Below are 14,391 nucleotides of genomic sequence, written 5' to 3' on the forward strand. Positions count from 1 at the left end.
CTGGATCACCAGTGGAAAATTTTTTCCCATAAGAAAAAGCCAGTGATCTCAAGAGAAAGATCACTGACTGCTTCATTGAAAGGATTATTTTTTCGCTTCTGCTACTGCATGTTTCACAAAGGCTTCAAGATCCATTGTTTCTGAATCTTGCTCTCCGTATTTTCTTACATTGACAGCGCCATTTTCTGCTTCTTGATCTCCGACGACTAGCATGTACGGGATCTTTTGCATTTGCGCTTCTCTAATTTTGTATCCAATCTTTTCATCACGGCTGTCAAGCTCTACACGAAGGCCTTCAAGCTGCAAACGTTCTTGTACTTTTTTCGCATAGTCTAAATGGACAGACGGTGAAACCGGGATGACTTGGAATTGTACAGGTGCCAGCCATGTTGGAAGGGCTCCTTTGTATTCTTCAATTAAGAAGGCAACAAAGCGCTCCATTGTAGAGACAACACCTCTATGAATCACGACCGGACGATGATGCTTGCCATCTTCTCCGATATAAGTGAGATCGAAACGCTCTGGTAGTAAGAAGTCAAGCTGTACAGTAGACAATGTCTCCTCTTTTCCAAGAGCTGTCTTGACCTGTACATCAAGCTTCGGACCATAAAATGCCGCTTCTCCTTCTGCTTCATAATAATCATGACCAAGCTCGTCCATTGCATCCTTTAGCATCGATTGCGCTTTATTCCACATCGCATCATCGTCGAAATACTTCTCAGTATCTTCTGGATCACGGTAAGATAAGCGGAATGTGTAGTCATTCAAGCCAAAGTCTTGATACACTTCTTCAATTAAGCGAACTGTACGAATGAACTCTTCTTTGATTTGATCTGGACGAACAAAGATATGTGCATCGTTTAATGTCATCCCGCGAACACGCTGAAGGCCGGATAAAGCACCTGACATTTCATAGCGGTGCATTGTACCAAGCTCTGCAATACGAATTGGCAATTCACGATAGCTATGCGGCTCGTTTTTGTAAATCATCATATGGTGCGGACAGTTCATAGGACGAAGAACAAGATCTTCGTTATCCATTTCCATCACTGGGAACATGTCTTCTTGATAATGCGCCCAGTGCCCTGAAGTTTTATACAATTCGACATTCGCAAGAACTGGTGTATACACATGCTCATAACCAAGACGTACTTCTTTATCGACAATGTAACGCTCAATAACACGGCGGATCGTTGCGCCTTTTGGCAGCCAAAGCGGTAGACCTTGACCTACCTTTTGAGAGTTCGCAAACAGTTTCAGCTCTTTTCCTAGTTTACGGTGATCGCGTTCTTTCGCTTCTTCAAGCAGGCGTAAGTGCTCATTTAAATCTTCTTTGCTGAAGAAAGCTGTACCGTAAATACGCTGAAGCATTTGATTGTTGCTGTCACCTCTCCAGTATGCACCCGCAAGGCTTAACAGCTTAAACTCTTTGATTTTCCCTGTTGATGGCAAGTGAATGCCGCGGCAGAGGTCAAAGAATTCACCCTGCTCATAAATCGTCACGGCTTCACCTTCTGGAATCGCCTCTAACAGCTCAAGCTTCAATTGATCACCAATCGCTTCAAAGCGTTTTTTCGCTTCTTCTCTTGTTACTTCAATTCGCTCAATTGGCAAATTGCTGTTAATGATTTTTTTCATTTCTTTTTCAATCTTAGGTAAGTCTTCAGGTGTGATGGCAACATCGATGTCGACATCATAGTAGAAACCATTTTCGATCACAGGACCTACGCCAAACTGGACATGATGCTCTTTTCCATAAAGACGTTTGATCGCCTGTGCTAGCAAATGTGCTGTGCTGTGGCGCATAATGTCGAGTGCTTCTTCACTTTTATCTGTGATGATCTCGATTGTTCCACTTTCTAATAGTGGCGTACGCAGATCTATTTCTTTGCCGTTCAATTTACCGGCAAGCGCTTTTTTCTTTAGGCCCGGGCTAATTGATGCCGCGATGTCTTCTGTTGTAGCTGTTTTGTCAAACTCCTTGACTGCTCCATCTGGAAATGTAAGTTGAATTTGTTCTGACATCTCTGGTCACTCCTTTTTTTGGCAATATAAAAACCCCGCCCCCTGGAAAGGGACGAGGTTGAATAAACGGAATCGTGGTTCCACCCTTTTTCCCGTATTTGCAGCTTACGTTTTCATAAGCAAACACGGCTTGTGGTTCGATAACGGGAATTCCCGTCAGCCATTACTAAAAAGTTCACAGCTGATGTTCAAAGGTGGTAAAGCAAATGGTCCTCTGCTAGGAAGCTTTCAGCCGCGGCTTCCCTCTCTTTAAGCGGGTGTTCATTTGTTCATGTCCTTATCAATACGGTCTCTGTATGAAGTTACACCGTATTATAAAACGTTTTTTCGTGAAAATCAAGAAAGCTTTTCACTTTTCTGTTCCAAATGGTCATGTACAAATTGAACATTCTGTTCTTGAAATGAATGAGCCGGGAATACCTCGACCCTTTCTTGAAAAATATTTTGAATGGTCTGCACCATCGAGTGACCCGTATCATTTGTAAATAGGTCAATCTTTTGCGGCGCTATGGATACGAGTGGTGCAATCAGCTGCGAATCAATATACATTGGATGCTCTCTTACAAACTGTCTGTCTATGTATTGTTTTTGATCACGCTCAGAAGCGTACCGAAATTCCCAAATCATCAGGCGGTCCTGATGCACAACATGTACTTTTTCGAGCTTAGGTTCTCTTGCCATCACATAGTCTCGAAGGGATTGAATGAAGTTTTGATATTCTTGTTCCATTTTGTATTCTTCAATGGAGACTTCAACATAGTTCTTCAGCCTCCTGTCATACTCTGACAGTCTAAATGTCATAAATGAACCAATTGAAAAAATACCTTGCTGTAAAGAAATGGTCTCAAGCTCCTTTGTTAACAGGGCTTCTCTTGACGGTTCTTGATGAATGCCGGGAATATCATCTAAATCCCCGTTCATAATACTGTGGGCGATTGAAAGAATTTGGTGCTGCTCTTCAGGATCTTTAAATAAATAGGTGTTTTCAAGGATGCTGCGCATGCGCTCATTTTCTTTGCATTCCAAAAAAAAGTGAACCAGTAATGGCCGCACAATGGGCTCAAGTCCTTCTTCTGATTCCTTCGCCTCTATGAGAAGCCGGTCTTTCCCTTGTTGAATTGACATGTGATGCCGACTGTCCAAGTGTTCAGCAAGATGTAAAAAAGCGGCGGTATCATATTCATCTTCAAAGATTATTTCAAGCATGTTTGTCCCCCCTAACGACATCTGTTACATATATATGGGGAAAACATAAAAAATAGACGCCTAAAATAAATCAGGCATCTTTCTTTTTAAAATGAGCGGAACGGAGATAAAGATCAGATAAATCAAACAAACGATCACTAAGGCGGCATAATTGCCGCTGACAAAGCTTGAGCCAAGGACATTTAATGCAACTGTACCCGGTATTAAGCCTAAAAAAGTAGCTGCCGTGAATGCACGATAATTCGCACGTGAAACTGCTGCCGCATAGCTGACAAAGTCAAAATGGATCGGGGCAATACGCAATAACAAAATATAAAGAAACCCATGCTCCTGAATGCGGGATGTCACCGCTCTCAGCTTCCGGCTGCTTGATTCTCTGCCTTTCTTTTTTGCACGAAAGGTTGTGGCAAGCAGGAAGGAGCCTGTTGCTCCGGCGGTAGCACCAACGAGGGCATAAATCGTCCCAAGAACACTGCCGAATGCTAAACCTGCTGCCAGCGAAAAGACCGTAAGTGGGACGAGAACAAACGGGCGAAAAAGAGATAAGAACAGAAAAACAAAGGGAGCCAGCAGCCCAAATTGAAGCACCCAATTCTTCACATCTTTCGGCGCCAGCTGAAGGTGCTGTTTGTTCAGCCACCAAAGTAAAGCAGCGAGACCTGCAATCACGAGAAAAAGCAGCCATTTTCTTTTGTTCATTTCATTTGCTCCTCCTTCAGGTGATAGACGCTTTTATAAATGACGGCGGTTTTCTCCTTCGAGCAAGACTGCCTCTGCTAAATAAAGAATCCGTTCCATTAAACGAGCGGCTTTGACCTCTTCTTTTTCCCCGCGCTGTGAGTACGTAAAGTGATGTTTCAGTTCACTTGGTGAGAAATTAGAAGAGAAGAAAGTCGGCAGCTGCTCTGCCATACGGTATTGTAAGATCGTTCCGAGCAGTTCATCTCGAACCCAGCTTGTCATCGACTCTGCCCCAATATCATCAAGCATTAAAATAGGGGTGGATTTGACCATGTTCAGCTTTGCTTCCAGTGTATGATCGGCTAACGAATTTTTTAACTCTCTCACAAATTCAGGCACGTACACTAGGAGAGATGGGTATTCCTTCTCCGCTAGCTGCTGCGCAATGGCTGCCAGAATATACGTTTTTCCTACTCCAAACTTTCCGTGTAAATATAAGCCCTTCCCTTTGCCCGTCTCATCATAGCTTTGCAGGAATTGACCTACTTTTTGAATGACTTCCTGTCTTCCCACAACGTTCAGATCAGTGAACGTCGCTTGAAGAACATTTTGCGGAATGTACATGCTTTTCATAAGCTCTTGCTGTTTTTTCTGTCTATCGAGCCGCAGCTTGACTGGGCAGGGGGAATATTCAATATCAATACTCTGACCTTTGATCACAAGCTTCGGGTGATACCCGTCTAAAATCGCATTGACGTTCTCTTCATCTAAGCAATATGAACAGCCCTTCGACTGCTGCACATATTCAAAAAGCCGGTTCAAGCTACGATTGATCATGTCTTCGTGTATTTCTTCTTGATGCTCCTGTAAAAAGGCCCTTACATCTTCATCAGATAACACACTCTCTTTAATCTGATTGTATCTCACACGAAAATCTACTCGTCCTTTTAACTGTTCAAATGAACGACCGATCGGTTTCATCCCCATCTCACCTCACCTTAATGTGCATTGTACTTTTTCATATTTTTAAACTGATCTAACAGTTTTTCTTTTTCTCGTTCGAGGTCTTCTGTCGACAGACTGTCTGTTTGTTCTTTTGCCGGCTGTTCTTTCGTTTCAGTTTCTTTCATCCAGTCAGGAAGCTTTTCTTCTCGAACAACTTTCCCTGATCCATATGTGCTGCGCTGCTTTTTCTGCTGCGCCCACTCTGTCATTTGCTTGTTCTCTTCTTTGGCAATTTTCATGGCTGCCGCTACGGTTTTAATTTTCTTTCTCACCCAATGAGCGGCGATTTTTTGCATATATGTTTTCGACAGCTTCATATCTGTTTTCAGTAATGTATAGTAGATCAAAACGTTCATGACACCTGGCTCTAGCTGCTGCTCGAGCATAATATCTTCGACAATTCTTAAGTCGGCATACGTTGGCTCAATGCCGTCAGCCATATCTTTTAGCAGCTCCCTAGGCGAAATATGATCGAGCTTTTCAATCAATTTCGCATCTGGCGTATCTGCCACTGGCGCCTTTGAAGCATCTTGACGCAAGTGTCTCGGCTGTTTTTGATCAATGAGTTTTGGCTGCTCGCCTCTGTATTCAATTTGGTACCAGTCTCTTGCGGCTTTTCTCAGCTCTTCTGTTGAGATCATTTGATCCGAACCGCAGGCACCTGCTACAATATTTTGCATTTGAAGCGGGGTGATGCCGTATACAACGGCTAACTTCTTAATGGTTTCTTTCACCTGCTTTGTCAAAGCCTTTCTTGGAATCATCATATCAGACATGCCCGCTAGCAATAGATCGAAATCAAAGGAATCGTCTGAGAGCGGAGCCGGCTGACTCGATCCAACGGTCACATATTCATAGCCCTGATCAAGTGACGACGCCTGATTGATTTCTTCTGTCATCCTTCGTTCACCTGGCTGCAATACGTGAAAGACTTCTTCAAACGACCGCGAGATGTTCTTTGCCTCTGCAGGAACACCTGGATAAGAAAAATAATCACGAAGCTGCTTATATTTTGCTTTCTCTACACGATGGTACAGCAGGACATTCAGCATACCATCCTGGAAAAACTCATCTGGTCTTAGCGGCGGCACAAGCTCATATGTAAACAGTCTGCCTTCTTCCGTTTCCTGTTCATATGTGCGGAGTAAACCAATCGCTTCAAGCTTTAAACGTTCCTCAAAAATATCATTTAAATTCGTTTGCAGCATGACCATGAGCTGCCGATGAGGTGCGGGTTTCCCCCACATACGATTTTGTTCCAGCTCTCCCCACAGCGTCATATATAAGCTGAAAGCGGACATGCCTATAAGCGGCTGATATAAAAGAGTAATGAGCTGTCTATCGATGTCACCGAGCAATGAAGCGCTTTTGACGACATACGGATCGACGGCTAGCACTTCCTTCCAATGCTCTGTCATATGCTGATCCTCCCCATGAATTGCAATTGTTTCTATTGTACACCCTTTTTGCGTTTTACGCTTTACGCAGGAAAAAGAGCGTGAAGAATCTTCAGCTCTTTTTTAGCGTTCTTTCTTTAATAAATCTTTTAATTCATCAATAAAGACGTTGATATCTTTAAACTGCCGGTAAACTGAGGCAAACCTGACGTAAGACACTTCATCAATTTTTGCCAGCTCGTCCATCACCATTTCACCTACAAGCTCGCTTTTCACTTCTGACATGCCTTGATTACGCAGTTCTTTTTCGATATTAAAGCAGACATCCTCCAGCTGCTTTAAAGCAACAGGACGCTTTTCACACGCTTTAATGAGTCCTCTCAGCATCTTTTCGCGGCTGAATTCTTCTCGAATCCCTTCTTTTTTCACCACAATCAGCGGTAATTCTTCTAATTTCTCAAACGTCGTAAAGCGATACTGGCAGCTTTCGCACTCTCTTCTACGACGGATGGATTTCCCTTCATCTACTGGTCTTGAATCAAGCACCCTTGTGCCAAGGTGCTGACATGTGGGACATTTCATTTCATCAGCTCCGATCTATTCTTGGAAGTTGTTTGTCTAGTTCATCATAAAGAGACAAAACGGCCTTCTGACTATAACCAAAATCTGTTGGCAGGACCGTTTCTGTTGTCACATTAAAATCGACAGCTGTTTCAAAAGGACGAATTGAAATGACAGTCGCTACGAGAAAGGCTTTTTTCGGCATTCTGATGTTTGCGCTGATTTCACCTCGTTCTGCTGAAACAGATGTCACTTGATAGGAATCGTTTCGGGAAAGCATGGCTTCCACCGCTTGAAAAACTTGTGCATTCGTCGTTTTGTAGTAATGGCTTTTCAGTTCTGACACTGGATGCTCGTCAGATGTTTCTGTATGGTTTGACATGAACCGTTTGAACTTTTGTCCTAAAGTCATATACGTATCCCCTTTGCCATAATGCCTCTTCTTTATTTTATAAAAAAAACCTTTGTTTTCCTAGAACAAAAGTATAGACAAGTTGGGGAATGTTGGATTTTGTATATCAAACAAATATAAAAAGGAGCATAACACAAAGGCATTTCAATGCTTTTGGCCAGCTCCCATTGCAATCTTTTTTATGTTTACAGTGCTTTGGCTTGTGCCTGTTTCACTTGTACAGGTCCCATGCCTCGAGGAATTTCGATGTTTTCTCTTGTTTCGGCACCTAATTCATCTCCGATATGATCTGCTGCGATATTCGGATCTAGGTCGCCGCAAGTATAAACATCTATGCTCGCATAACCATGTTCAGGAAAGCTGTGAATTGTCAGATGAGATTCAGAAATAATGACAACTCCACTTACTCCTTGAGGTGCAAATTTGTGAAAAGCAACCTCTCTTACTTCAGCTCCTGATTTCAAAGCTGCGTTTACAAACGTTTTTTCAATAAAATCCATGTCGTTCAGTTTATCACAGTCGCATCCCCATAGCTCGGAGATAACGTGACGTCCGATTGTTTCCATCATGGACCCCCCTTAAACAAGAATGAAAGAGTGAAGTTCTAAGCAGCCGGACCGGACATATACCACGGGGGAAAGTTAGTCCAAAGAGGTCCTAACCCTTTAAGTATACCCGAATGAGTCTGCGAACAAGAAGTTCACGAAAAATAGTATACTTTGTTTAGACCCATTTTGCAAGCTGTGTTTTTAGTGGGATTTTCTCTCATTTCTTGAAAAGGGACGTTCGTCTTCTTCATTTCAAACAGCAGAAAGCTCTTTCATCTGCGAACCGACAAACCTCACAAGATCCACCACTCTGCATGAATAACCCCATTCATTGTCATACCATGCAAGAACTTTTACTTTTCTATCCTCCATCACCATCGTTGTCAGTCCATCCACGACAGCTGAATAAGGGTTCGTGTTAAAGTCTGTAGAAACAAGCGGCTCATCCGTGTAATCTAAAATACCGGATAGAGAAGTTTTTGATGCATTTGAGAAGGCTGCATTTACTTCTTCTGCTGTGACATCTTTTTTCAAGTCGACGACAAGATCAACCATCGATACATTGGAAACTGGCACGCGCAGTGCAAGTCCATGCAATTTCCCTTTCATGTGCGGCAGCACTAAAGAAAGCGCTTTAGCGGCACCCGTCGTAGTTGGAATGATGGACTGGGCACACGCTCTTGCCCGGCGCAAATCCTTATGCGGGTTGTCGATATTTTTTTGATCATTTGTATACGCATGAACCGTTGTCATTAAGCCGTTGTCGATGCCGAATTCATCATCTAACAATTTAACAACTGGTGCTAAACAGTTTGTTGTACAAGATGCGTTTGAAATAATGACGTGCTTTTCAGGATCAAGATCATCTTCATTGACACCCATCACAATTGTAATGTCTTCATTTTTACCTGGAGCTGTGAGTACGACCTTTTTCGCTCCTGCATCTATATGGCCCATCGCTTGTTCTTTTGAATTAAATTTCCCTGTTGCTTCTATGACGATATCAATCCCAAGCTCTCCCCATGGAAGCTGCTTTGGGTCTCTGTCATTGAGCAAAAGCACTCTTTTCCCATTTACAATCAGTGCGTCATCTTCTGCTGTCACATCGCATTCGTAACGTCCATGATTTGTGTCATATTTAATTAAATGTGCTAGCGTTTCGGCAGGATAGCTTGCGTTCACCGCTACAATTTGAATTTGATCATCAAGCATTGCTTTTCTGAAGACCATGCGTCCAATTCTGCCAAACCCATTGATCGCTGCTTTTACCTTCATGAACAGGTCACTCCTCTATTATGTGTTATACTCAATAAATTTATTTATGAAATTAGTATATCACATTAGAATGTAATTGCCAGTATATAAACGTATATTTTCTAAAAAGGGCTGTTCTTTTCAAAGGAAATAAGAATAAAGCATAAAAAAAGAAGAGTACGTGTATGTACTCTTACTTATCTGTATGTTCCCATTCATTTAATATGTTCTGCAATTGCTTTCTGATAAAAGCGAGATCTTGTGTGTTTTCTATCACGCGGTCTGCTTTTTTACATTTCTCTCCAAGGGGCTGCTGAGAGTGAATCCGATTCAGCGCTTCTTCCTCACTGAGGTCGTTTCGATTCATGAGTCGTGATAGCTGCAATTCAGGTGTTGTATACACCACAATGATCCGGTCGACAAGACTTTCCAGCTGACTTTCAAATAAAAGCGGGATATCAAGGACAACGAATGTTTCTTGGCTGTTGATCCCTTCATCTCGCTGCCTGAGCATTTCCTTTCGCACTTCTGGATGAACGATCGCATTCAGCTGCTTTCGTTTCTCTTCATTAGAAAAAATAATGGCTCCCAGCTCCTGCCGGTTCAGCTCTCCATTTGGCAGGAGGACACCCTCACCAAAGGTTTGAACGATATGATGAAGGGCGGATGTTCCTTTGGAGACCGCTTCTTTTGCAATCACATCTGCGTCCACAACCCGAATGCCCTGCTCTTTTATCATCTGCGAGACTGTGCTTTTTCCGCTAGCAATCCCGCCTGTTAATCCAATGACAAGCGTCAATTGATTTCCTCCTTTTACAGCTTCCAAACCCCAATTAATATGAGCAGAAGCCCTGGTAAGCATGCGAGTTTATTGATCCAGCGCCAATTTGCCAAGTAATGACCGGCACGCAGCCCGATACACACAAAAAGTGAGCTCATCACTGCCACCGTGATACTCATAACAATTGGAGAAAAGCCAAGAATCGCTGCGCCAATCCCTGCGCCAAATGCATCAATGGATAAAGCAATTCCAAGAAGTACCGCTTCCATTCCATTAATCGTCCCAGATCGGTCAATATCTGCACTTGTCGGCTTTCTTAAAATGTGAATGACAAGCCCAAGCGATTGTACTTCCACATTGAGCAATGTCTTTTCATGAAGAAGCAAATCACGCTCTTTCGCTGGTTTGTAAAATTGATACAGGACCCAAAGGCCAATGGCAATTAAAATGCCTCCCCCCAGTTTATCGGTCACTGAGACAGGGAGAAATGTCGTCAGCAGGCTGCCAATCAGCATAGAAATGAGCAGCACAATCCCTGAGCAGCATGCAATAATGACGATGGCTTTAAATGGGATCCTCATTTTGCGAAGCCCATACGTAAAGCCTACAGAAAAGCTGTCGATGCTGACTGCAATAGCTAAAAACAGGAGCGAAATCGAAATCATACCTGAACTCTTCCTTTCTGTTCATGCAACGATGATCAAGAGTCTCTAGGCGTCCTTAGACTCTTCTTCACTATATGAAGAGCAGGTGGGCTGTGTGTCAGTCTACACCTTGCTGAAAAATGAATGTTTTTTATCGTATGCATAGCAAAAAGGAAGCATGCTCATGGCTAAACTTTATTGAGGACGTTTTTGGCAGGTCATACAAAAGTGCGTGCCGCGCCCTCCGACCACTGTTTTCTCGATGATGCTTCCGCATGTTTGGCAAGGCTCTCCCCGCCGGTCATATACAAGAAGCTGCAGCTGAAATGTTCCAATATCTCCTTGTGAGTTGATATAAGAACGAATCGTGCTTCCTCCCGCATCTACCGCTACTTGAAGCGTATCGATGATCTGTTTGTGAAGCACTTTGCAGGATTTCAGGCTGAGCTGATTCGCTTTCGTTTCTGGATGAATACCTGATTTAAACAGGACCTCATCTACGTAAATGTTACCAAGTCCTACGACAATCTTTTGATCAAGCAGTGCTGTTTTAACCACGCGGGTTGTTTTTTTCAATTGCTCCCATAAATACTCAGGAGTGAACTGTTCATCAAATGGTTCATATCCCAGCTGAGAAAGCGGGAGTTCCTTTTCCTCTTCACCCGGCTGAAATAAATGCATCGTGCCAAATTTACGCACATCATGGTACCGAAGCTCAGTACCATCTGTAAACGTAAAGACGACGTGTACGTGTTTATCATAAGGCTCATGCGCTTCATGTACACGGTATTTCCCTTCCATCCTTAAATGGGAGACCATCACATAATGGTCTAAATGAAAGAGGAGGAACTTTCCTCTTCTTTCAATGGTTTGTATGGTTTCTCCTACCATTCTTCTTGCGAACTCTTCCGGCTCCCCAGGACGTTTGATGATGTTTGGCCATTTGATATCGACCGTTTCAATCGTTTTTCCTTCGACTAACCGCTTGAGAGTGCGCCGGACGGTTTCAACTTCTGGTAATTCCGGCATGCTCCTCGCTCCTTTTTCTCTCTATTATTTATTTCGCATCGTACCAAGATGGACCTGAAGCAAAATCAACTTTTAGCGGCACATCAAGCTGAAGTGCGTTTTCCATGACTTCAGGAACAATCTTTTCAAGGATGGCGATTTCTTCTTTCGGCGCTTCGAAGATCAATTCATCGTGCACCTGTAATAAAAGATTTGCCTGCAGGTTTTCTTCTTTGAGCCTTCGCGCCATATCAATCATCGCTTTTTTAATAATATCAGCTGCACTGCCTTGGATCGGTGTGTTCATGGCTGTTCGTTCTGCAAAGCTTTTGATATTAAAATTACGGCTTGTGATATCCGGGATATACCGTCTGCGTTTGAGAAGCGTCGTGACGTAGCCTTTTTGTTTCGCTTCTTGGACGATTTCTTCCATATAGGTTTTCACGCCTTTAAAGCTTGTTAAATAGCGTTCGATAAAAGCGGCTGCTTCTTTTCTTGTGATCCCAAGGTTTTGAGAAAGTCCATAATCGCTGATTCCATATACAATACCGAAGTTTACAGCCTTGGCTTGTCTTCTCATAGCGGAAGTCACTTCTTCTTCTGAGACATGGAACACGTCCATCGCTGTTTTCGTGTGAATGTCCATGTCTTGCGTAAACGCTTCGATCAAATTCTCATCTTGTGAAATATGAGCGAGCACACGCAGCTCGATTTGTGAATAGTCTGCTGCAAACATGAGCCAGCCTTCTTTTGAAGGAACGAATGCTTGACGAATTTTCCGTCCTTCTTCTAAACGAATCGGGATGTTTTGAAGATTCGGATCTGTTGAGCTTAATCTTCCTGTTTGCGTGAGTGCTTGATTAAATCTTGTATGCACTTTATGTGTATCCTTGCGCGTAACTTTCATTAACCCTTCTACATAGGTCGATTGCAGCTTTCCAATTTGTCTGTAGTGCAGAATGGACCGAATGATTTCATGCTTATCTTCAAGCTTTTCAAGCACATCTGCAGACGTCGAGTAGCCTGTTTTTGTCTTCTTGATAATCGGCAGACCTAATTTTTCAAATAGGATGACGCCAAGCTGTTTAGGAGAATTGATGTTAAACGTTTCTCCTGCTAAGCGGTGAATGGTTTCTTCATATTCTTTGAGTTTTTTCGTTAATTCTTCACCCATTTTCTCTAGGCGCTCTATATCTACCTTTACTCCAAGAGATTCCATTTCACCTAAGATGAGAGCAAGTGGCAGCTCTAAATCTTCATACAGTTCGTGCTGATCATTTTTTTCTAATGCTTCAAGTGTTAAATCATGCAAGGCTGAGATCGCCGCTGCTTTTCGTCCAAGATGTTCTTTCAGTTCATCTTCAGGTGGAATCGCCTGCTTTGCTCCTTTTCCGTATACTTTTTCATCAGAAAGAGCGATATTCAGACCATATTCCTTCGCTACACTCGCGACGTCCTCATATGATTTCTGCGGGTTGACGACATAGGAAGCGAGCAGAACATCATTATCGACACCTTTTAGATCGACATCATGCCATCTCAGGGCGACAACTGCTCTTTTTGAATCAAAGACCCATTTTTTCTTTGTTTCATCCTGTACCCATTCTTTAAATGCTTCTGATTGAAGCGCATCTTCTTTCGTGATAAAAAACGCACCATTTTCATTATGGATCGCAAAACCGATCAAATCCGCTTCGTGATAATTATCTCCAAGCTGTTCTACCACAAGGGCTGCATGATCTGTCAGCATGTCGTCCGTTACAGCTGTCATTTTTTTCACTTCTAATGCATCTACTTCGACCTGTTCATCTGTTTCTGGTGCTTCTCCTAGACGCTCTAGCAGCGTTTGAAAGCCCAGTTCTTTATAAAGAGAGATCACTTGATCCATGTGAGGGCCTTCATATGCCAAATCTTTGCTTGACACATCAATAGGTGCTTCTACAAGAATCGTCGCCAGCTCTTTACTCATGACTGCTTGTTCTTTATATTCTTCAAGTTTTTCTTTTAGCTTTTTCCCGCTCACTTCATCAATATGTTCAAGCAGGTTCTCAACTGTTTCAAACTGCTTTAACAATTTAATCGCTGTTTTTTCGCCTACACCTGGGACGCCTGGGATATTATCTGAGGAATCTCCCATCAGCCCTTTCATATCAATGATTTGATCTGGTCGCAGGCCATATTTTTCTTCAATATGAGCAGGTGTGTAATATTCTACTTCTGTGATGCCTTTTTTCGTAATAGCCACTGTCGTATGATCTGTTGAGAGCTGTGTTAAGTCCTTATCTCCTGAGAAGATTTTGACTTCAAAGCCGTCTTTTTCTGCCTCGACAGCCAATGTACCGATAATATCATCTGCTTCATATTGAGGAAGCTCGTACCTTTTCACCTGATAGGCATCTAATAGTTCACGGATGAACGGCATTTGTTCTGATAGCTCTGGCGGAGTTTTTTGTCTTCCGCCTTTATATTCTTTAAATGTCTCGTGGCGGAACGTTGTTTTTCCCGCATCAAATGCGACGAGCATATGGGTAGGCTTCTCGTCCTCCAGCATCTTCATTAAGATCATCGCAAATCCATAAATAGCATTTGTATGTACGCCTTTATCATTTGATAATAGCGGCAAAGCAAAGAAGGCTCGATATGCGAGGCTGTTTCCATCCACTAACACTAATTTCTTTTTGTCTGTCATGTTTTAATCCTCCATCGGCTGAGCCATCTCAGCCGTCTCTTTCACACATTGTATCTTCATTTTATCAAAGTTTATTTTGAAAAGAAAATAGTCGAGCCTGCATAAAAAAGGGACGAAAACAACAAGTGTTTTCGTCCTTCCAAAATTGGCTCCTTGGATGAAGGGGTTCCTATTCATCCT

13 protein-coding genes and 1 other annotated feature are annotated in these 14,391 nt (G+C 42.7%); all 13 genes read right to left on the minus strand.

Going from position 1 to position 14,391, the window contains the following annotated elements; genetic code table 11:
- Window positions 1-84 precede the first annotated feature (84 nt).
- A complete protein-coding gene (thrS, locus tag C6Y03_RS16455; RefSeq protein ID WP_034661816.1) occupies window positions 85-2,025 on the minus strand; it encodes a threonine--tRNA ligase in 1,941 nt (646 codons plus the stop codon).
- 45 nt (window positions 2,026-2,070) lie between these two features.
- Window positions 2,071-2,318: a binding site (T-box leader), on the minus strand.
- Window positions 2,319-2,361: 43 nt separating this feature from the next.
- Window positions 2,362-3,231 (minus strand): putative sporulation protein YtxC, encoded by an 870-nt coding sequence (gene ytxC, locus C6Y03_RS16465; RefSeq protein WP_034661819.1) that lies wholly within the window; start codon window positions 3,229-3,231, stop codon window positions 2,362-2,364.
- Between the two features lie 60 nt (window positions 3,232-3,291).
- Window positions 3,292-3,930: a TVP38/TMEM64 family protein gene (locus C6Y03_RS16470; protein ID WP_034661822.1), complete on the minus strand. Its 639-nt coding sequence runs from the start codon at window positions 3,928-3,930 to the stop codon at window positions 3,292-3,294.
- A gap of 33 nt (window positions 3,931-3,963) precedes the next feature.
- On the minus strand, window positions 3,964-4,893 hold the full coding sequence (dnaI, locus tag C6Y03_RS16475) for a primosomal protein DnaI (RefSeq protein WP_034662053.1): 930 nt from the start codon (window positions 4,891-4,893) through the stop codon (window positions 3,964-3,966).
- A gap of 17 nt (window positions 4,894-4,910) precedes the next feature.
- Window positions 4,911-6,335, minus strand: a complete 1,425-nt coding sequence (dnaB, locus tag C6Y03_RS16480) for a replicative helicase loading/DNA remodeling protein DnaB (RefSeq protein WP_106039639.1) — start codon at window positions 6,333-6,335, stop codon at window positions 4,911-4,913.
- A gap of 102 nt (window positions 6,336-6,437) precedes the next feature.
- Window positions 6,438-6,896 carry a transcriptional regulator NrdR gene (gene nrdR / locus C6Y03_RS16485; protein ID WP_003216720.1) on the minus strand — a complete coding sequence of 153 codons (459 nt, stop codon included), beginning with the start codon at window positions 6,894-6,896 and terminating at the stop codon, window positions 6,438-6,440.
- A gap of 4 nt (window positions 6,897-6,900) precedes the next feature.
- Window positions 6,901-7,287, minus strand: a complete 387-nt coding sequence (locus C6Y03_RS16490) for a hypothetical protein (protein ID WP_034661829.1) — start codon at window positions 7,285-7,287, stop codon at window positions 6,901-6,903.
- Between the two features lie 185 nt (window positions 7,288-7,472).
- Window positions 7,473-7,853 carry an adenosylmethionine decarboxylase gene (speD, locus tag C6Y03_RS16495; RefSeq protein ID WP_003216492.1) on the minus strand — a complete coding sequence of 127 codons (381 nt, stop codon included), beginning with the start codon at window positions 7,851-7,853 and terminating at the stop codon, window positions 7,473-7,475.
- Window positions 7,854-8,087: 234 nt separating this feature from the next.
- The gene (locus C6Y03_RS16500) at window positions 8,088-9,110 is read right to left on the minus strand and encodes a glyceraldehyde-3-phosphate dehydrogenase (protein WP_106039640.1); all 1,023 of its coding nucleotides are present in this window, start codon (window positions 9,108-9,110) and stop codon (window positions 8,088-8,090) included.
- A 172-nt stretch (window positions 9,111-9,282) separates the two neighbouring features.
- Window positions 9,283-9,888, minus strand: a complete 606-nt coding sequence (gene coaE, locus C6Y03_RS16505; protein ID WP_106038058.1) for a dephospho-CoA kinase — start codon at window positions 9,886-9,888, stop codon at window positions 9,283-9,285.
- Window positions 9,889-9,902: 14 nt separating this feature from the next.
- Window positions 9,903-10,535 carry a sporulation membrane protein YtaF gene (gene ytaF, locus C6Y03_RS16510; protein WP_034661833.1) on the minus strand — a complete coding sequence of 211 codons (633 nt, stop codon included), beginning with the start codon at window positions 10,533-10,535 and terminating at the stop codon, window positions 9,903-9,905.
- Between the two features lie 174 nt (window positions 10,536-10,709).
- Entirely contained in the window at window positions 10,710-11,543 is an 834-nt protein-coding gene (gene mutM / locus C6Y03_RS16515) for a DNA-formamidopyrimidine glycosylase (protein WP_106039641.1), read from the minus strand.
- A gap of 28 nt (window positions 11,544-11,571) precedes the next feature.
- Window positions 11,572-14,211, minus strand: a complete 2,640-nt coding sequence (polA, locus tag C6Y03_RS16520) for a DNA polymerase I (protein WP_060596979.1) — start codon at window positions 14,209-14,211, stop codon at window positions 11,572-11,574.
- Window positions 14,212-14,391 lie beyond the last annotated feature (180 nt).

The organism is Bacillus sp. LNXM65, assembly GCF_002998575.1.
Classification (GTDB): Bacteria; Bacillota; Bacilli; order Bacillales; family Bacillaceae; genus Bacillus.